14 protein-coding genes and 1 pseudogene are annotated in these 18960 nt (G+C 67.8%); 3 read left to right on the forward strand and 12 right to left on the reverse strand.

Going from position 1 to position 18960, the window contains the following annotated elements; all coding sequences use genetic code 11:
* The first annotated feature begins 87 nt into the window (after positions 1 to 87).
* On the forward strand, positions 88 to 2286 hold the full coding sequence (locus RAN53_RS15935; RefSeq protein ID WP_305797786.1) for a TRAP transporter permease: 2199 nt from the start codon (positions 88 to 90) through the stop codon (positions 2284 to 2286).
* A gap of 155 nt (positions 2287 to 2441) precedes the next feature.
* Here the strand turns inward: RAN53_RS15935 and metF are convergent, their stop codons facing one another.
* Positions 2442 to 3284 carry a methylenetetrahydrofolate reductase [NAD(P)H] gene (gene metF, locus RAN53_RS15940; protein WP_305797787.1) on the reverse strand — a complete coding sequence of 281 codons (843 nt, stop codon included), beginning with the start codon at positions 3282 to 3284 and terminating at the stop codon, positions 2442 to 2444.
* Between the two features lie 143 nt (positions 3285 to 3427).
* On the opposite strand from metF, the gene RAN53_RS15945 reads away from it, so the two are divergent.
* Entirely contained in the window at positions 3428 to 4381 is a 954-nt protein-coding gene (locus RAN53_RS15945; RefSeq protein WP_305797788.1) for an AEC family transporter, read from the forward strand.
* 146 nt (positions 4382 to 4527) lie between these two features.
* On the opposite strand, the gene ahcY is transcribed toward RAN53_RS15945, so the two are convergent.
* The 3 genes from ahcY to metK all read right to left on the reverse strand — a co-directional run bounded on the left by ahcY (position 4528) and on the right by metK (position 9047).
* Complete coding sequence (ahcY, locus tag RAN53_RS15950; RefSeq protein WP_305797789.1) at positions 4528 to 5937, reverse strand: adenosylhomocysteinase; 1410 nt, start codon at positions 5935 to 5937, stop codon at positions 4528 to 4530.
* Between the two features lie 78 nt (positions 5938 to 6015).
* Positions 6016 to 7668 (reverse strand): NAD-dependent DNA ligase LigB, encoded by a 1653-nt coding sequence (gene ligB, locus RAN53_RS15955; RefSeq protein WP_305797790.1) that lies wholly within the window; start codon positions 7666 to 7668, stop codon positions 6016 to 6018.
* Between the two features lie 158 nt (positions 7669 to 7826).
* On the reverse strand, positions 7827 to 9047 hold the full coding sequence (gene metK, locus RAN53_RS15960) for a methionine adenosyltransferase (protein ID WP_305797791.1): 1221 nt from the start codon (positions 9045 to 9047) through the stop codon (positions 7827 to 7829).
* Positions 9048 to 9313: 266 nt separating this feature from the next.
* On the opposite strand from metK, the gene tkt reads away from it, so the two are divergent.
* Positions 9314 to 11308, forward strand: coding sequence for a transketolase (gene tkt / locus RAN53_RS15965; RefSeq protein ID WP_305797792.1), 1995 nt, complete (start codon positions 9314 to 9316; stop codon positions 11306 to 11308).
* Between the two features lie 91 nt (positions 11309 to 11399).
* Here tkt and RAN53_RS15970 read toward each other — a convergent pair whose 3' ends face one another.
* From RAN53_RS15970 to RAN53_RS16005, 8 genes and pseudogenes are all read right to left on the reverse strand, one after another.
* Positions 11400 to 12437, reverse strand: a complete 1038-nt coding sequence (locus RAN53_RS15970; RefSeq protein WP_305797793.1) for a zinc-binding dehydrogenase — start codon at positions 12435 to 12437, stop codon at positions 11400 to 11402.
* On the reverse strand, positions 12434 to 13642 hold the full coding sequence (pcaF, locus tag RAN53_RS15975) for a 3-oxoadipyl-CoA thiolase (RefSeq protein ID WP_305797794.1): 1209 nt from the start codon (positions 13640 to 13642) through the stop codon (positions 12434 to 12436). The genes RAN53_RS15970 and pcaF overlap by 4 nt, the downstream gene beginning before the upstream one ends.
* Positions 13643 to 13670: 28 nt before the next feature.
* Positions 13671 to 14654 (reverse strand): branched-chain amino acid ABC transporter permease, encoded by a 984-nt coding sequence (locus RAN53_RS15980; protein ID WP_305795521.1) that lies wholly within the window; start codon positions 14652 to 14654, stop codon positions 13671 to 13673.
* A gap of 4 nt (positions 14655 to 14658) precedes the next feature.
* Complete coding sequence (locus RAN53_RS15985; RefSeq protein WP_305797795.1) at positions 14659 to 15546, reverse strand: branched-chain amino acid ABC transporter permease; 888 nt, start codon at positions 15544 to 15546, stop codon at positions 14659 to 14661.
* Positions 15547 to 15573: 27 nt separating this feature from the next.
* On the reverse strand, positions 15574 to 16266 hold the full coding sequence (locus RAN53_RS15990) for an ABC transporter ATP-binding protein (protein ID WP_305795755.1): 693 nt from the start codon (positions 16264 to 16266) through the stop codon (positions 15574 to 15576).
* Between the two features lie 62 nt (positions 16267 to 16328).
* Positions 16329 to 17102, reverse strand: a complete 774-nt coding sequence (locus tag RAN53_RS15995) for an ABC transporter ATP-binding protein (protein WP_305797796.1) — start codon at positions 17100 to 17102, stop codon at positions 16329 to 16331.
* 63 nt (positions 17103 to 17165) lie between these two features.
* Complete coding sequence (locus RAN53_RS16000) at positions 17166 to 18686, reverse strand: 3-hydroxyacyl-CoA dehydrogenase (RefSeq protein ID WP_305797797.1); 1521 nt, start codon at positions 18684 to 18686, stop codon at positions 17166 to 17168.
* Positions 18687 to 18804: 118 nt separating this feature from the next.
* Positions 18805 to 18960: pseudogene (locus tag RAN53_RS16005) on the reverse strand (electron transfer flavoprotein subunit alpha/FixB family protein); the annotation flags it as partial.

Consider the following 18960-nt stretch of genomic DNA (forward strand, 5'->3'; position numbering starts at 1 on the left):
GCCGTCTAACCCCGAACGCCGCCCCGGGTCGATCATCGATCCGGGGCGGCATGCTCGTCGTTTCGTCCCACACCCAAGGGTGTCTTCATGTCGCACTCCCCCGATTCCCGCGACGACGTCTCCACCGACGACGTCATTCAGCCCATCAACGCCGAGGGCGTCGATGAGGTCGCCGCCGAATCCAATCGGCGGCTGTATACCGGCTGGCAGTGGCTGCTGTTCGGTGCCCTGGCCATCGCCTACTCGCTGTTCCACCTGGTCTCGCTGAACGTCTATCCGCTGGAGACCTGGTCGTTTCGCATCCTGCACATCGCCGGCGCCCTGATCCTCGGCTTCGGCTTCTACGCCGGCACCCGCTTCGCCGACCAGGATCACGAGCGCTCCGCCGCCTGGATGCGCTGGCTGAGCTACGCCCTGCTGATTCCGGCGCTCTACACCCTGGTACGGGTGGCGCTGATCTATCAGGCGATGGCCGGTGGGGCCCTGCGCATCGCTCCGGAGATCGAGACCTGGCACTTCGGCTATCCGCTGATGCTGACCACCGCCGCCGCCATCCTGCTCTCCTGGGGCTACCGCCAGGTGCGCGAGACCCTCTCCCCCGCCGACCTGGTGCTGATGGTCTGCTCCCTGTCGGTGGCCGGCTACCTGCTGGTGATGTTCAACAGCCCGATGCGCGCCTCCACCGGCACCCCCTTCGCCCCCGTCGGCATCTCCTATGCGGCCATCGCCGGCTCGCTACTGATCCTCGAGCTGACCCGCCGGGTCGCCGGCCTGGCGCTGGTGACCATCTCGGCGATCTTCCTGATCTACGTCTTCGCCGGCCCCTACCTGCCGGGCTTCCTGGGCTACCCGGGGCTCTCCCTCAACCGCTTCTTCAGCCAGGTCTATACCGACGCCGGCATCCTCGGGCCGACCACCGCGGTCTCGTCCACCTACATCATCCTGTTCATCATCTTCGCCGCCTTCCTGCAGGCCTCCAAGGTCGGCGACTACTTCGTCAACTTCGCCTTCGCCGCCGCCGGCCGCGCCCGTGGTGGCCCCGCCAAGGTTTCCATCTTCGCCTCCGGCCTGATGGGGATGATCAACGGCACCTCGGCCGGCAACGTGGTCTCCACCGGTTCGCTGACCATCCCGCTGATGAAGAAGGTCGGCTACCCGGCACGCAGCGCCGGCGCCATCGAGGCCGCCGCCTCCACCGGCGGGCAGATCATGCCGCCGATCATGGGCGCGGGTGCCTTCATCATGGCCGAGGTCACCGGCATCCCCTACACCGAGATCGCCGTGGCGGCACTGATCCCGGCCATCCTCTACTTCCTCTCGATCTACTGCATGGTGGACTTCGAGGCCGCCCGCAAGGGCATGCGCGGCATGCGCAAGGAGGAGATCCCGCAGTTCCGTCGCCTGGTCAAGCAGGTCTACCTGTTCACGCCGATCATCATCCTTATCGCCGCCCTGTTCATGGGCTACTCGGTGATCCGCGCCGGCACCCTGGCCACCGCCTCGGCGGCCATGGTGAGCTGGCTCACCCCCCACCGGATGGGGCTGCGCGCCATCCTCAAGGCGCTGCAGCTGGCCGGCACCATGTCGATCCAGATCATCGCCGTGTGCGCCTGTGCCGGCCTGATCGTCGGCGTCATCGCCCTGACCGGGGTCGGCGCCCGCTTCTCCTCGCTGCTGCTCGGCCTGGCCGGGGTCAGCCAGCTGCTGGCGCTGTTCTTCGCCATGTGCATCTCGATCCTGCTCGGCATGGGCATGCCGACCACCGCCGCCTACGCGGTGGCCGCCTCGGTGGTCGCCCCGGGTCTGATCGGCATCGGCATCCAGCCGCTGGTGGCCCACTTCTTCGTGTTCTACTTCGCGGTGGTCTCGGCGATCACGCCACCGGTGGCGCTGGCCTCCTACGCCGCGGCGGGCATCTCCGGCGACAATGCCATGGGCACCTCGGTGGCCTCGTTCAAGATCGGCCTGGCCGCCTTCATCGTGCCCTTCATGTTCTTCTACAGCCCGGCCATGCTGATGGAAGGCTCCTGGCTGCAGATCCTGCGGGTCGGCGTCACCGCCACCCTGGGTATCGTGCTGCTGTCCGCGGTGGTCCAGGCCTGGTTCTTCGGCCCGGTGAAGGCCTGGCAGCGGATCGTGATGCTGATCGGCGCGCTGTTCATGATCTACGGCGGCATCTACACCGACGTCGCCGGCCTGGCCATCGGCACCGCCCTGTTCCTGATGCAGCGCAAGCGGCACGGCAAGGGCGGTGGGGGCGCCTCACCGGCCTCCGCCTCCGGCTGAGCGCCCGGCCCCGCCCGAGGGCGGGGCCTTCTCCAACGAAAAAGTCCAACGACCCAAAGGGCCCGACGCAGCAGAGGGCCCAACGCAGCAGAGAACCCAACGCAGAGAGCCCCGCCGACAGGCGGGGCTCTCTGCGTTGGAAGGGTCGTGCGGCCTTACCCGACGATATTGTCGACGATACGCAGGCAGGGGGCAGACTGGTTGAGCGTGTAGAAGTGCAGGCCCGGCGCGCCGCCATCGAGCAGGCGCTGGCAGAGGCGCGAGATCACCTCCTCGCCGAAGGCGGCGATGGACTCGCTGTCGTCACCGTAGGCCTCGAGTTGCTTGCGCATCCAGCGCGGGATCTCGGCGCCGCAGGCATCGGAGAAGCGCGCCAGCTTGGTGTAGTTGGTGATGGGCATGATGCCCGGCACGATGGGCGTCTCGACGCCCAGGGCACGGGCCCGCTCCACGAAGTGGAAGTAGGCATCGGCGTTGAAGAAGTACTGGGTGATGGCGAGGTTGGCACCGGCCTTCACCTTGCGCGCGAAGTTCTCGACGTCGTGGGCGAGGCTGGGCGCCTGGGGATGCGACTCGGGGTAGGCGGCCACGGCGATCTCGAAGTGGTCGCCGGTCTCCTCGCGGATGAATTCCACCAGCTCGTTGGCATAGCGGAACTCGCCGATGCCGCCCATGCCCGAGGGCAGGTCACCGCGCAGGGCCACCAGGCTGTCGATGCCCTCCTCGCGGTAGCGAGCCAGCAGATCGCGCAGCTGCGCCTTCTCGCTGCCGATGCAGGAGAGGTGCGGTGCGGTGGTGATGCCCGCCTCGCGCACCTGGCGGACGGTATTCAGGGTACGGTCCTGGGTGGAGCCACCGGCGCCGTAGGTCACCGAGAAGAAGCGCGGCCCGCGTTCGGCCAGAGCGTCGCGCACCCCGATCAGCTTCTCGCGGCCGGCCTCGGTGTTGGGCGGGAAGAATTCGAAGCTGATGCCCAGCGGGTGTTGCTGCGTGCTCATCGGGTCTCCTCATGAGGCGTTTGCATGATGTCGCCATTGTGACGAGTCGACGTCCTCGCCACCAATGAAAGATTCGCGGCGCCATATCGATTTCATTCACGTTGGCGCCCGGCGTCGCCACGGGCATCATGAGCCATCGAGTCATGGAACACGGAGACGACATGCACGCCATCGACCCCGGCGCCCTGATGGGCCCGCTGTGGACCCTGCTGAGCTACGTTGCCCTGGGCTGGCTGGCCGCCCGGCGCCTCGCGGTGGACCCCCGCCCCATCGCCACCCTGCTGATCTACCTGGTGGCACCGCTGACCTTCTTCCGCGGCCTGGTGCAGGGTGGGCCCACCCCGACCTACCTGCTGCTGACCCTGGCGGCCTTCGCGGTGGCCAGCCTGCTCGCCCTGCTGGTGCATCGCGTGACCCGCCGCGGCTTTGCGCCCCAGGAGAGCGCCCTGCTGGCCTTCTCGGCGGGCACCGGCAACACCGGCTACTTCGGCCTGCCGGTAGCGTTGGTGTTGCTGCCGCCGGAGGGGGTCACCCTCTACCTGTTCTGCGTGCTGGGCATCACCCTCTATGAGTTCACGGTGGGCTTCTACCTCAGCGCCCGGGGGCAGTTCTCGGTGGCCGAGAGCCTGGCCAAGATCGCCCGCCTGCCGCTGGTCTACGCCTTCCTGGCGGCGCTCGTGGTCAGTGGCCTGGGCCTCGAGGTGCCGGCGGCAGCCATGCAGGGGCTGGCGGTATTTCCGGCGACCTACACCCTGCTGGGCATGATGATCATCGGCATGACACTGGGGCGCGTCTCGCTGCGCGAGGTCGACGGGCGTTTCATCGGCGCCTGCGTGGCGATTCGCTGCGTGCTCTGGCCGCTGCTGGCGCTGGGCGCGGTGCTGGGACTGCAGGCCATCGTCCCGCTTTCCCGGGAGCTGGCCATGGCGATGCTGCTACTGGGCGTGGTGCCCATGGCCGCCAACGTGGTGGTGGTGGCCATGGAGCTGGGCATCGCCCCGGCCAAGGGCGCCCAGGCGGTGCTGGTCACCACCCTGGCCGCGCCGCTGCTGATCCCCTTCTACCTGACGTTGATGATGCGACTGGCCGGGCTGTAGGTTCAGCCCATGACAGGTGAAGCTCGAAGCTATTCCGGCGACAGGCCTGCGAGGAGGCGCTGTGAATACCTCCCTGTACGCTACCGACGCCATCCCTGGCGTAGGACCTCCTCTTCGGCCTGCCCCCGGCGCTTCTCGACGCCAACTTAGTAACGGTAGTCGTCAGGCTTGTAGGGCCCGTCCGCCGGCACGCCGGTGTAGTCGACCTGGGCCTCGGTCATGCGAGTGATTACCCCGCCGAAGCCCTGCACCATATAGCGCGCCACCTCCTCGTCGAGGTGGCGCGGCAGCACACTCACCGTGAGCGCTACGGTTTTCTCTCCGACCGGCAGCTCGGCGAAGCGCCCCTGGTAGAGGTGGATCTGCGCCAGCACCTGATTGGCGAAGGAGCCATCCATCACCCGTGAGGGGTGGCCGGTGGCGTTGCCCAGGTTCACCAGGCGGCCCTCGGAGAGCAGGATCAGGTAGTCGCGGCTGGCGGGGTCGAACTCGCCGGGCTTGCTGTCGCGGTAGATCTGGTGCACCTGGGGCTTGACCTCCTCCCAGTGCCAGTGGCGGCGCAGGTAGGCGGTGTCGATCTCGCTGTCGAAGTGGCCGATGTTGCAGACCACCGCCCCGGGCTTGAGCGCCTGCAGCATGGCGGCGTCGCAGGCATGGATATTACCGGTGGCAGTGACCACCAGGTCGATCCGCGCGAGCAGGTCCCGGTCGATGCTCTCCAGGCCGCGATTCTCGCCACCGATATAGGGCGAGACCACCTCGAAACCGTCCATGCAGGCCTGCATGGCGCACAGCGGGTCGATCTCCGCGACCTTGACGATCATCCCCTCCTGGCGCAGCGAGGCGGCCGAGCCCTTGCCCACGTCACCGTAGCCCACCACCAGCGCCTGCTTACCGGCCAGCAGGTGGTCGGTGGCGCGCTTGATGGCGTCGTTGAGCGAGTGACGGCAGCCGTACTTGTTGTCGTTCTTCGACTTGGTCACGGCGTCGTTGACGTTGATGGCCGGCACCCTGAGCGTGCCGTCACGCAGCATCTCCTGCAGCCGGTGCACCCCGGTGGTGGTCTCCTCGCTGATGCCGTGGATGGCATCGAGCAGCTCGGGGCGCTTCTCGTGGAGCAGCAGCGTCAGGTCACCGCCGTCGTCGAGCACCAGGTTGGGCGCCCAGCCGTCGGGGCCGGTCACCGTCTGCTCGATGCACCACCAGAACGCCTCCTCGCTCTCGCCCTTCCAGGCGAACACCGGGATGCCCGCGGCGGCGATGGCGGCCGCGGCGTGGTCCTGGGTGGAGAAGATATTGCACGACGACCAGCGCACGCTGGCGCCCAGATCGATCAGCGTCTCGATCAGCACCGCGGTCTGGATGGTCATGTGGATGCAGCCGGCGATGCGCGCACCGGCCAGCGGCCGGGACTCGCGGTACTGCTCGCGAATCGTCATCAGCGCCGGCATCTCGGTCTCGGCGATGCGGATCTCGCGTCGGCCCCAGTCGGCCAGGGAGAGGTCGGCGACCTTGAAGTCCTGCGTCGCAGGCGGGGTCACGGCGGGCTGGTTCATGGGCTCACCTCATGGATTGCGAAGGGGACGGCGAAGGGCATGCCCCTCACTATAGGCAGCAAGCCGAGACGGCGACAATCAACGACCGAAGCCGGCCACCCCCAGCCCTGCCAGCCGCTCGGCCTGGCGCCGCACCTCGGGGTGGGCGAAGAACTCGGTCAGTCCCTTGGCGCGCTCCGGCCCCACCCTGGGCAGGGCCGCCCAGTCATCGACTCCATGCCCGGCCAGGGTTTTCCAGTCGGCCGGCAGACCGACCTCCACCCCGGGCGGCGCGCCCAGCGCCTGCAGCCAGCGAGCGAAGGCTGACTCCCTGGTCGCCGCGAAGGTGGCCATCAGCCTGCCCGCACGCACCTCGCCGATACCGTGGGCGCGGCGGAGAGCGCGTTGATCCAGGGTCAGCCAGTCGAGCAGCTCCTCGATCAGGTCGGCCTCCACCAACGCCTCCCAGGTGCCCGGGCCGACGCCGGCGAGATCCAACGCCTCGGGGCCCGAGAGCCAGGCCAGGCGCTCCAGGAACTGCGCCTCGCACCCCGGTGCCAGGCGCAGGCAGCTCAGGGCGTGGTAGGCCTCGGGCTCCGGTACCGCCAGCGGCCGGCGCTCGGGGGCACGCCAGGCCACCGCCTCGAGGCGGGGAATGGTCAATCCGGCCAGGGCGACGATCACGTGGTCGCCGGGACGGATATCCATCTCCCGCCAGTTCGCCAGGGAGCCCGCGGAGACCCGACGGATGGTGCGACCCTCGAGCGCCACCGGGTGCAGCTGGAGCAGCGGGGTGATGCGGCCGGTGCGCCCGATCGGGAAGCTCACGGCTCGCACCTCGGCCAGCGCTTCCCTGGGCGGATGCTTCCATGCCACCGCCCAGGCCGGGGGTTCGGCCTGCCAGGCTTCGCCGGTCGGCCTCGAGGCCTGGCGCAGCACCACGCCGTCGGTGGCGAAGGGTAGCGGGGAACGGAACCACGCCCGGCGCCGGCGCGTCACCTCGGCAAGCTCCGCTACCGGATGGGTATGGGCGGCGGTGTCAGCGAAGCCCAGCTCGGTCAGCCGCCGCAGCCGCGCCTCCATGTCGGTGGGCCCGTCGGGCCAATCCCAGACGAAGAGCCCGATCCCGGCGGCCTCACCATCGTTCAGGCGCTCACGGGCCAGCAGGCCGATCACCTCGGCACGCGCCCCACCGTCGCCGACCTCGGCCTGGACATGATCGACGCGACGCAGGTAGAGCTCGCCCTGCAGCACGGCATCCAGGGGCTCGGGCAAGCGAGTCGGCACCGCCGGCAGGCGCTGGGCACGTCGGGTCCAGTCCTGCCCCGTCACGCCGTCGCCACGACTGATCGCCGCCGCCAGCCGGCCATCGCGATAGACCAGGGTCACCGCCACGCCATCTACCTTGGGCTGGACCCAGGCGTCCTTCCGGCGGGAGAGCCAGCGGTCCACGGCAGCCCCATCGGGCAGCTTGGTCAGCCCGGTCTGGGGGACCGGGTGCGGCGCCTCTCCCGCGGGATGGATCGGCAAGGGCACCTCGGGCACCCGCCCGGGAAAGCAGCGCCGCCAGCGTTCGAGCCGGGCCCGGGCCTGGTCGTAGATGTCGTCGCCGACGAGCGATTCGCCGCGACGGTAGTAGGCGTCGTCCCACCCGGCCAGGCGCGCCACCAGGGCATCGACCGCGACGGACGGCGGCGGCGGCGGACAGGGGGCGGCGGCGACGGGCGCGGCCAGCAGGAGCAAAAGGAGCATCAGCCCGAGGCATCGACGCGGGCGCATAAGGCAAGGCAGGCGCATGGGGAGGACCGAGGAGCGCGAGGATAACCCTCACCCTAGCAACGAGCCCCGCTCGGCGCTGCCGGCGGGGCTCGTCATTCCACGTAAGCCTGGGCCTACATGATCACTGCGTCCTAGAGCCCGGCGGCCTGGCGCAGGGCGTGGGCGCGGTCGGTCTTCTCCCAGGGGAAGGCGGTGAAGGTCTCGGTGTGCTCCTCGCCCTGGGTGTCGGTCCAGGTATAGGAGGTCTCGAAGGGCTCGCGACCGAAGTGGCCGTAGGCCGCGGTCAGCCGGTACATGGGGTGCAGCAGGTCGAGCATGCGGGTGATGGCGTTGGGCCGCAGGTCGAAGTGCTCGCGCACCAGTTCGATGATCCGCGCATCGTCCACCTTGCCGGTGCCGAAGGTGTTGACCGAGACGGAAGTCGGCTCGGCCACGCCGATGGCGTAGGAGACCTGAATCTCGCACTTGTCGGCGAGCCCCGCGGCGACGATGTTCTTGGCCACGTAGCGGCCGGCATAGGCGGCGCTGCGATCGACCTTGGAGGGGTCCTTGCCGGAGAAGGCGCCGCCGCCGTGGCGGGCGGTGCCGCCGTAGGTATCGACGATGATCTTGCGCCCGGTCAGGCCGCAGTCGCCCACCGGCCCGCCGATCACGAACTTGCCGGTCGGGTTGATATGGTACTTGGTGGTCGCGGTCAGCCACTCGGCGGGGATCACCTGCTCGATGATCTCGCGCTTGACCATCTTGCGCAGCTCCTGCTGGTCGATGCCCGGATCATGCTGGGTGGAGAGCACGATGGCATCCACCGCGCAGGGTTTGCCCTCGGCGTCGTAGCGGAAGGTGAGCTGGCTCTTGGCATCCGGGCGCAGCCAGGGCAGCAGGCCGTGCTTGCGCAGCTCCGCCTGACGCTCCACCAGGCGGTGGGCGTAGTGGATCGGCGCCGGCATGTAGGAGTCGGTCTCGTTGGTGGCGTAACCGAACATCAGCCCCTGGTCGCCGGCCCCCTGGTCTTCGGGCTTCACGCGATCGACGCCCTGGGCGATATCCACGCTCTGCTTGCCGATCAGGTTGAGCACGCCGCAGGTCTGGCCATCGAAGCCGACGTCCGAGGAGGTGTAGCCGATGCCGGTGATCACCTCGCGCACGATGGCCTCGAGATCGACCCAGGCGGAGGTGGTGATCTCGCCGGCGACGATGGCCACGCCGGTCTTGACCAGGGTCTCGCAGGCCACCCGGGCCTGCTTGTCGCGGGCGATGATGGCGTCGAGCACGGCATCGGAGATCTGGTCGGCGATCTTGTCCGGGTGCCCCTCGGACACGGATTCGGAGGTAAACAGGGAGTATTCGCTCATGGCGTCCTCGACCGTGATGTCACGGATGTCACTACAAGTCACAAGAACAGGCCGCGGCGGGCCTCATATCGGGGCCAAGAGTCTACACGCTGGGCCTGCACCCGGCATCCACGATTTGAAGCGTGACGTCAAGTCGGCGACAATACGCCACCGACTTCGACCGTGCCGCGACCGTCCCGCGCGGCACCCGATCCAGCCAGACAGCCCGTCCCCGCCCCCACGGCGTGGGCCGCACGCATATTATGCCGCAGGCGAGGAGCTTCCCCATGCCGTCACGTTTCGAACTGGCCAACGCCATTCGCGCCCTCTCCATGGATGCCGTCCAGAAGGCCAAGTCCGGCCACCCTGGCGCCCCCATGGGCATGGCCGATATCGCCGAGGTGCTGTGGAACGACTACCTCCAGCACAACCCGGCCGACCCGAATTGGGCCGACCGTGACCGCTTCGTGCTCTCCAACGGTCACGGCTCCATGCTGCTCTACTCCCTGCTCCACCTCACCGGCTACGAGCTGGGCCTCGAGGAGCTGCAGAACTTCCGCCAGCTGCACTCCAAGTGCCCTGGTCATCCTGAGCTTGGCTATACGCCCGGCGTCGAGACCACCACCGGCCCCCTGGGCCAGGGCCTGGCCAACGCCGTGGGCATGGCGTTCGCCGAGAAGACCCTGGCGGCCCAGTTCAACCGCCCCGGTCACACTATCGTCGACCACCACACCTATGTATTCGTGGGGGATGGCTGCCTGATGGAGGGCATCTCCCACGAGGTGAGCTCCCTGGCCGGCACCCAGAAACTCGGCAAGCTGATCGCCTTCTACGACGACAACGGCATCTCCATCGATGGCGAGGTCGAGGGCTGGTTCACCGACGATACCGCCAAGCGCTTCGAGGCCTACGGCTGGCACGTGGTGCCCAACGTCGATGGCCACAAGCCAGAGGAGGTCCGCGCCGCCATCGAGACCGCGCGCAGCCAGGATGACAAGCCCAGCCTGATCATCTGCAAGACGGTGATCGGCTTCGGCGCCCCCAACAAGCAGGGCAAGGAGGAGTGCCACGGCGCGCCTCTGGGCGACGACGAGGTCGCCGCCGCCCGCGAGCAGCTGGGCTGGCCCCACGCCCCCTTCCATATCCCCGAGGCGATCTATCAGGGCTGGGATGCCACCGAGGTGGGTCAGACCCGCCAGCAGGCGTGGCAGGCCCGATTCGAGCGCTACGCCGAGGCCTACCCCGAGCTGGCCACGGAGTTCCAACGCCGCATGGCCGGCAAGCTGCCTCTGGAGCTGCCCACCGAGGCGACGCTGCAGAAGACGCAGGACGATGCCGAGGACATCGCCTCGCGCAAGGCCTCGCTCAACTGCCTCAACGCACTGGGGCCGGCGCTGCCGGAGCTGCTCGGCGGCAGCGCCGACCTGGCGCCCTCCAACCTGACCTTCTGGGACGGGGCGAAGGCGATCACCCCCGAGACGCCGGATGGCAACTACCTCCACTACGGGGTGCGCGAGTTCGGCATGGGCGCGATCATGAACGGCATCGCGCTGCATGGCGGTTTCATCCCCTACGGCGCCACCTTCCTGATCTTCATGGAGTACATGCGCAACGCCGTGCGCATGGCGGCGCTGATGGGCAAGCAGGCCATCTACGTCTTCACCCACGACTCCATCGGCCTGGGTGAGGATGGCCCCACCCACCAGCCGATCGAGCAGCTCACCACCCTGCGCTCGACCCCCAACCTGCTGATCTGGCGGCCCTGCGATGCCGCCGAGACCGCGGCCTCCTGGAACGCGGCGCTGAAGCGCCAGTCGGGCCCCACCGCCCTGATCCTCTCGCGCCAGGGTCTACCGCACCAGGCGCGCACCAAGCAGCAGCTGGCCAACATCCAGCGTGGCGGCTACATCCTGCAGGACTGCGAGGGCACCCCCGAGCTGATCCTGATCGCCACCGGCTCCGAGGTCGGCCTGGCCATGGACGCCGCCGCCGAACTCACACAGCAGGGGCGTGCCGTGCGCGTGGTCTCCATGCCCTCCACCTACCGCTTCAACGGCCAGGAGGCCGAGTACCGCGAGAGCGTGCTGCCGAAGGCCGTGACCAAGCGCCTGGCCATCGAGGCCAGCCATGCCGACTACTGGCACAAGTTCGTCGGCCTGGAGGGCCGGGTCATTGGCCTGAAGAGCTACGGTGAGTCCGCCCCGGCGGGCGACCTGTTCAAGCACTTCGGCTTCACCGTGGAGAACGTGCTCCGCCAGGCGAACGAGTTGCTGGAGGGCTGAGGCTTCTCGATTGCCGCCGATGACGACGAGGGGCACGACCATCCGGTCGTGCCCCTTTCGGTGCCAGGTCACTTGGCTCAATGCTTGAGGATCAAGCGGGCGGCAGCCTCAGGCCCACCTTGCCCATTCGACCACCCGATTCGAGGTGATCGAGTGCCTCATGGATGGACTCAAGCGAAAAGACGCTGTCGATCACCGGTGTGATCTCGTGACGCTCCACATAGGCGAGCAGTTCCCTGAACTCCGAGGCATTGCCGCTGGTGGAGCCGATGATCTGCAGCTGGCGGATGAAGATACGCTTGATATCCGCCGGTGGCTGGTCTCCCGAGGTCGCGCCACAGGTCACCAACCGTCCACCGCGCACCAGCGACTTCATGGCCGACGACCAGACGGCCTCCCCGACATTCTCCACGACGACATCCACCCCACGCTTACCGGTGAGCGCCATGACCGTCTTGGCCACATCCTGGGTCTTGCTGTTGATCGCCTCATGGGCACCCAATGCCAGGGCCTTCTCTAGCTTGTCATCCTCACGGGAGGTCACGATCACCCTGGCACCCGTGCTCCTGGCCAGCTGCATGGCGGCCAGCGACACTCCGCCACCCACCCCGAATACCAGCACGGTCTCCCAGGGCTTGAGCTGAGCCCGGGTGAAAAGCATCCGCCAGGCGGTGAGGTAGTTCACCCCCATGGCCGCGGCCTGGACGAAGTCCAGGTGCTCCGGTATAGGGAAGAGGTTTTCGACCGGCACGCTGATCCACTGGGCGAAGGTGCCATCGACATGCTCGCCCATCAGCTTCATGCGCGTGCAGAGTACATCATCGCCCCGTTGGCAGAACTCGCACCGCCCACAGGTCAGGTTGGGAAACACCACCACCCGCTGGCCCACCGCCAGGCGCGTCTCACCTTCCTCGACCTCCTCCACGACGCCTGCACCATCGAGACCCATGACCAGCGGCAGTTCGTGGGTGATGCCCGCCCCGCTGTTGCGCATGTAGAGGTCGACCTGGTTGAGGGTGCCGGCCTCGATACGCACCAGCACCTCGCCCGGTCGACGCCGCGGGCGCTCGCCCTCCCTGACCTCGACCACCTCGTTGCCGCCATGGGCGGTAATGATGACAGACTTCATGCATCACTCCTTTCCAGCAGTGTGGCGATGCCCTGCCCCACGCCTACGCACATGGTGCACAGGGCGTAGCGCTTGCCGCTCTTCTGCAGTTCATGGGCGGCGGTCATCAGCAGGCGAGCACCGGACATGCCCAGCGGATGGCCCAGGGCGATGGCACCGCCGTTGGGGTTGACCCGCGGGTCGTCATCCTCGAGGCCCAGGTCGCGCATGCAGGCCAGGGCCTGGGCGGCGAAGGCCTCGTTGAGCTCGATGACATCGATCTCGTCCAGCGACACCCCGGTGCGCTCGAGCAGGCGCTTGACCGCGGGCACCGGGCCAACCCCCATGATGCGGGGCTCGACGCCGGCGGTGGCCATGCCGAGGATCCTCGCCATGGGGGTGAGGCCGTGCGCCTCGACGGCCGATTGGCTGGCCACCAGCATCGCCGCGGCACCGTCGTTGACCCCGGAGGCGTTGCCGGCGGTGACGCTGCCGCCCTCGCGGAAGGGGGTAGGCAGGCCGGCGAGCTTCTCAAGCGTGGTCTCGCGCAGGTGCTCGTCCTGGTCGAAGACCAGCGGCGCCTGCTTGCGACGCGGGATCTCGATGGCGGTGATCTCCAGCGCGAAGCGCCCGGTCGCCTGTGCGGCGGCGGCCTTCTGCTGGGAGCGCAGGGCGAAGGCGTCCTGGTCCTCCCGGGAGATGGCGAACTGCTCGGCCACGTTCTCGGCGGTCTCGGGCATGGCGTCGACACCGCAGGCCTGCTTCATCTGCGGGTTGATGAAGCGCCAGCCGATGGTGGTGTCCTCGATCTTCTGGCCCCGGGAGAAGGCGCTGTCGGCCTTGCCCAGCACATAGGGCGCGCGGGACATGGACTCCACGCCGCCGGCCAGCGCCAGGTCCATCTCGCCGGCCTTGATGGCGCGGAAGGCGGTGCCCACTGCGTCCATGCCGGAGCCACACAGGCGGTTCATGGTGGTGCCGGGCACGGAGGTCGGCAGGCCCGCCAGCAGCGCCGACATGCGCGCCACGTTGCGGTTGTCCTCGCCGGCCTGGTTGGCGCAGCCCATAAAGACTTCTTCAATCGCTGCAGGGTCCAGCTCGGGGGCTTCCGCCAGCACCGCCTTGAAGATAGTGGCGGCCATGTCGTCGGGGCGCACGCTTGAGAGAGTGCCGCCGAAGCGGCCCACGGCGGTCCGTCGCGGATGGCAGATATAGACAGCTGTCATTCTAAACACCTATCAGTTGGAAAAAGGCTTACTTGAAGTTCTTCTTCACGATCTTCTGGATCTCGCCGACGATGCCGCTTCGGAAGCTCAGCACGCAGATCACGAAGATGGCGCCGAGGATCACGCTCACCCAGTTGCCCAGCGGCGACTGGGCCAGCTGGGTCTGCAGGCTGACTACCACACCGGCCCCCACCAGCGGGCCGAACAGCGTGCCCACCCCGCCCAGCAGGGTCATCAGGATCACCTCGCCGGACATGTGCCAGTGGGCGTCGGTCAGCGAGGCGAGCTGGAACACCACCGTCTTGGTGGATCCCGCCAGACCGGCCAGGCCCGCGGAGAGCACGAAGGCCACCAGCTTGTAGGCGTCGACGTTGTAGCCCAGCGACACGGCCCGCGGCTCGTTCTCGCGGATCGCCTTGAGCACCTGCCCGTAGGGCGAGTGCACGGTACGCTGGATGATGGCGAAGCCGATCACGAACACCGCCAGCACGAAGTAGTACATGTTGAGGTTGCTGGAGAGGCTGATCAGCCCGAACAGCTCGCCCCGCGGCACCCCGTGCAGGCCGTCCTCGCCACCGGTGAAGGGCGCCTGGACGAAGAAGAAGAACATCATCTGCGCCAGCGCCAGGGTCACCATGGCGAAGTAGATGCCCTGGCGGCGGATCGCCAGGGCGCCGAACAGGGTGCCCAGCACCACGGCGGCGAAGGTGCCGATCAGGATACCCAGCTCCGGGGTCAGCCCCGGGTAGCTGGCCAGCATGATGCCGGTAAAGTAGCCACCGGTGGCCAGGAAGGCGGCATGCCCGAAGGAGAGCAGGCCGGCGTAGCCGAGCAGCAGGTTGAAGGCGCAGGCGAACAGCGCGAAGCACAGCACCTTCATCAGGAACACCGGGTAGGCCACGAAGGGCGCCACCAGGGCGATGACGATCAGCACCAGGTAGAGTGCGTTGCGACGCAGCTTGGCCTGGCGGCGGCGCTGCATGGCGGGCGTCAGGGTCTGGGTTGCCGACATGGCGTCAAGCCTCCTTGCCGAAGAGTCCCGCGGGACGCAGCATCAGGACGACCACCATCACCACGAAGATCACGGTGTTGGCGGCCTCGGGATAATAGACCTTGGTCAGGCCCTCGATCAGGCCCATGGCCAGGCCGGTGATCACCGCGCCGATGATCGAGCCCATGCCGCCGATCACCACTACGGCGAAGACCACGATCAGCAGGCTCGAGCCCATGGTCGGCGACACCGGGTAGAGCGGTGCGGCAAGCACCCCGGCGAAGGCGGCCAGCGCCACCCCGAAGCCGTAGGTCAGGGTGATCAGCTGGGGCACGTTGACCCCGAAGGCCTGCATCAGCGCCGAGTTCTCGGTGCCGGCACGCAGGTAGGCGCCCAGCCGGGTGCGCTCGATGACAAACCAGGTGCCCAGGCAGACCACCAGCGCCGCCAGCAGTACCCAGCCGCGATAGATGGGCAGGAACATGAAGCCCAGGTTCATCCCGCCTTCCAGGGCCGCGGGCGTGGGATAGCTCGAGCCCGAGACACCGAAGAAATTGATCAGGGTGCCCTCGAAGATCAGCGCCAGGCCGAAGGTGAGCAGCAGCCCGTAGAGGTGGTCGAGGTGGGCGATGCGGCGCAGGATGAAGCGCTCGATCAGCATGCCCAGCCCGCCGACCACCAGCGGCACCACCAGCAGCGCCGCCCAGTAGTTGAGCCCCAGGTGCTGCAGGCCCAGCAGGGCCACGAAGGCGCCCAGCATGTACATGGCACCGTGGGCGAAGTTGACGATCTTCAGCAGGCCGAAGATCACCGCCAGCCCCAGGCTGAGCAGGGCATAGAAGGCGCCGTTGATCAGGCCCAGCATCAGCTGCCCCATGAACACCATCAACGGCACCCCGAAAATCATTGTCATGTGGAACGTCTCCTGTCTAGAGTCGGGTCAAACGCCTAGGAGGCTGTTGAGGTGCTCGCGCCGCGACGGCAACTCGGCGGCGCTGATCTCCTCGATGATGCGACCGTGCTCCATCACGAAGTGACGGTCGGCCAAGGGGGCGGCGAAGCGGAAGTTCTGCTCCACCAGCACGATGGTCATGCCGCGCTCCTTGAGCTTGACCAGCACCTCGCCGAGCGCCTGGACGATGACCGGGGCGAGGCCCTCGGTGATCTCGTCGAGCAGCAGCAGCCGCGCCCCGGTGCGCAGGATCCGCGCCATGGCCAGCATCTGCTGCTCGCCGCCGGAGAGCCTCGTGCCCTGGCTGCGGCGCCGCTCGTAGAGGTTGGGGAACATCGCGTAGATCTCGTCGAGGCTCATGCCGTCGGAACGCACCGTGGGCGGCAGCAGCAGGTTCTCCTCGACGTCGAGGCTCGCGAAGATGCCACGCTCCTCGGGGCAGTAGCCGATGCCCAGCCGCGGGATGCGGTGGGGCTTCATGCCCAGGGTCTCGTTGCCGTTGATCATGATCGAGCCGGTACGCCGGCCGACCATGTTCATGATCGATTTGAGGGTGGTGCTGCGCCCGGCGCCGTTGCGACCGAGCAGGGTCACCAGCTCGCCGCGCTTCACGTCGAAGTCGACGCCGTGGAGGATGTGCGATTCGCCGTAGAAGGCGTGCAGGTCGCTGACCCGCAGCATCTCGGCGCCGTCATGGTGGGGATGGGCGTCGCGAGTCCCGCTGATCGCCTCGGCTGCCTGGCTCATGCGCTGGCCTCCTCTTCCGCCGCGTCGCTGCCCATGTAGGCCTCGCGCACCTGGGGATTGCGGGAGACCTCCTGGTAGTCGCCCTCGGCCAGCACGCTGCCGCGGGCCAGCACGGTGATGCGGTCGCACAGCCGACTGACCACGCTCAGGTTGTGCTCCACCATCAGCACGGTGCGCCCCTTCGAGACGCGCCGGATCAGCTCGACGATGCGGTCGACGTCCTCGGCACCCATGCCCTGGGTCGGCTCGTCGAGCAGCATCAGCGTGGGGTCCAGCGCCAGGGTGGTGGCCACCTCCAGGGCGCGCTTGCGTCCGTAGGGCATCTCCACGGTGAGCACATCGGCGTACTCGGCCAGACCCACCTCGGCGAGGAGCTCCAGGGCACGGTCGTTGAGGTGGTCGAGGCTGCTCTCGGGCTTCCAGAAGTGGAAGGAGGTGCCCAGCTTGCGCTGCAGCGCCACCCGCACGTTCTCCAGCGCCGTCATGTGGCCGAACACCGCGGAGATCTGGAAGGAGCGCACCAGGCCGAGACGCGCGATCTCGTTGGCCTTCATGCGCGTGATGGGCTTGCCGCGATAGAGGATCTCGCCGCGGGTGGGCGGCAGGAACTTGGTCAACAGGTTGAAGACGGTGGTCTTGCCGGCCCCGTTGGGGCCGATCAGGGCATGGATATGCCCCTCCTGAACCTGCAGGTTGACGTCGTCCACGGCGGTGAAGCCGCGAAACTCCTTGGTCAACCCGCGAGTCTCCAGTATGAACACATCTGCCATGCGGATTCCTTTATCGTTGTTGAAAGTCAGGCAGTGGGTGAGAAGGAGCGATTCCGGCCCCCGTCAAAACGGCGACTCTCGCAGCGGCAGTCCCAGGGCGATACGCTGCTTCAGCCAGGGGCTGACCCGGTAGCGCGACTCGCCATAATGGTCATGCAGGCAACCGAGCACCCGCGCGAAGGTCTCTCGACCGTAGCGATCCCCGAAGGCCAGGGGACCCTCGGGGTAGCCCAGTGCCAACTTGATGGCCACGTCCAGCGTCTCCGGCTCACTGATGCCACGACGCACGATCTCGCTGCCGATGTTGACCATGAAGGCGAGGATGCGCTGGGCGACGAACCCCGGCGAGTCGTTGATTACCTCCACCGGCACGCCGTCCACCCCCAGGGCCCGTGTCGCCTGCGCCAGCACGTCGCCGTCGATGGCAGGGTGGCGCATCAGCACCCGGCAGGCGTCGAAGCCGGCCAGGGTCTCCAGCGCCAGGGTGCGTTCGGGAGGCAACCCACGCTCGGCGATGCAGTCGCTGACCGCCTCGCCTATCGGGGTAACCAGGCAGACCGCCTCCGGCGAGGGAGACACACCCTCCTCCAGCCGGGAACCGGCGGCCTCGACCAGCGCCGCGACACGCTCGCGCCACTCTCCGTCCTGGCGGTCGAGCCAGACGGGACGCGTCACGGGAACTGCCGGCGCCGGTGCCACCTCCGACTCGATCCGCTTGCCATCTTCGTAGCGATAGAACCCCTGACCGCTCTTGCGCCCCAGCAGGCCGGCGGCGATGCGCCGGGGTACCTGCCAGGAGGGTGTATAGAGGGGGTCTTCATAGAACTGCCGGTAGACCGATTCCATCACCGCATGGGTGACATCGAGGCCAATCAGGTCGAGCAGCTCGAAGGGCCCCATGCGGAAGCCCAGGGTTCGGCAGAGGATGCGATCGATCTGCTCGGGGCTGGCGATGCCCTCGTCCACCAGGCGCAGCGCCTCGGGGGCATAGGCGCGCCCGGCATGGTTGACCAGGAACCCGGGGGTATCCGGCGTCAGTGCCGGGAAGTGGCCGGCTTCCCGGGTCAGCCGCGCGAGCCGCTCGATCACCGCCGGACGCGTCAGCTCGCCGCGCACCACCTCGGCGATCTTCATCAATGGCACGGGGTTGAAGAAGTGGAACCCCGCCACCCGCTCGGGGTGGCGGCAGGCGCTGGCGATCCGCGTCACCGACAACGACGAGGTGTTGCTGGCCAGTATCGCCTCGCGGGAGACCACCTCCTCGAGTTGGCAGAACAGCGCCTGCTTGGCGTCGAGGTTCTCGACGATTGCCTCGATCACCAGGTCGCACTCGGCGAGCCCCGCCAGGGTATCACTCGGGTGGATGCGCGCCAGGGTCGCTTCCCTCTCCGCCGCCGAGAGACGCCCCTTGGTGACCGAACGCTCGAGCAGTCCAGCGATGAAATCCAGCGCTTCCTCGATGGCCCCCTCGCGGCTGTCATGCAGCCATACCTCATGACCCGCCGTGGCGAACAGCTGGACGATCCCCCGCCCCATCACGCCGCTGCCGGCCACGCCGATCTTCTCTTTCTCGGACTCCGCCATGCGTCACCTCTCAGAGCTTGCTCTCGAGTTCCGGCAGCGCCTCGAAGCGATCGGCGACCAGGCCGATGACTGTCGAGGGCGTCTTACCAGAGCACTTCAGGGAAGATCCCGATCGTCGCTACAGCTTGCTTTCCAGTTCCGGCAGGGCCTCGAAGAGATCCGCCACCAGGCCATAGTCGGCCACCTGGAAGATCGGTGCCTCCTCGTCCTTGTTGATGGCCACGATCACCTTGGAGTCCTTCATGCCGGCCAGGTGCTGGATGGCACCCGAGAT

Source organism: Halomonas sp. SSL-5, assembly GCF_030708455.1.
GTDB lineage: Bacteria > Pseudomonadota > Gammaproteobacteria > Pseudomonadales > Halomonadaceae > Halomonas.

Coding starts and splice junctions, on each gene's coding strand:
- RAN53_RS15985 (WP_305797795.1), bottom strand. CDS start 15,546: ATGACAATGATTTTCGGGGTGCCGTTGATGGTGTTCATGGGGCAGCTG.
- RAN53_RS15935 (WP_305797786.1), top strand. CDS start 88: ATGTCGCACTCCCCCGATTCCCGCGACGACGTCTCCACCGACGACGTC.
- metF (WP_305797787.1), bottom strand. CDS start 3,284: ATGAGCACGCAGCAACACCCGCTGGGCATCAGCTTCGAATTCTTCCCG.
- RAN53_RS15970 (WP_305797793.1), bottom strand. CDS start 12,437: ATGAAGTCTGTCATCATTACCGCCCATGGCGGCAACGAGGTGGTCGAG.
- RAN53_RS15945 (WP_305797788.1), top strand. CDS start 3,428: ATGGAACACGGAGACGACATGCACGCCATCGACCCCGGCGCCCTGATG.
- RAN53_RS15990 (WP_305795755.1), bottom strand. CDS start 16,266: ATGCTGCGGGTCAGCGACCTGCACGCCTTCTACGGCGAATCGCACATC.
- RAN53_RS16000 (WP_305797797.1), bottom strand. CDS start 18,686: ATGGCGGAGTCCGAGAAAGAGAAGATCGGCGTGGCCGGCAGCGGCGTG.
- RAN53_RS15995 (WP_305797796.1), bottom strand. CDS start 17,102: ATGGCAGATGTGTTCATACTGGAGACTCGCGGGTTGACCAAGGAGTTT.
- tkt (WP_305797792.1), top strand. CDS start 9,314: ATGCCGTCACGTTTCGAACTGGCCAACGCCATTCGCGCCCTCTCCATG.
- metK (WP_305797791.1), bottom strand. CDS start 9,047: ATGAGCGAATACTCCCTGTTTACCTCCGAATCCGTGTCCGAGGGGCAC.
- pcaF (WP_305797794.1), bottom strand. CDS start 13,642: ATGACAGCTGTCTATATCTGCCATCCGCGACGGACCGCCGTGGGCCGC.
- ahcY (WP_305797789.1), bottom strand. CDS start 5,937: ATGAACCAGCCCGCCGTGACCCCGCCTGCGACGCAGGACTTCAAGGTC.
- ligB (WP_305797790.1), bottom strand. CDS start 7,668: ATGCTCCTTTTGCTCCTGCTGGCCGCGCCCGTCGCCGCCGCCCCCTGT.
- RAN53_RS15980 (WP_305795521.1), bottom strand. CDS start 14,654: ATGTCGGCAACCCAGACCCTGACGCCCGCCATGCAGCGCCGCCGCCAG.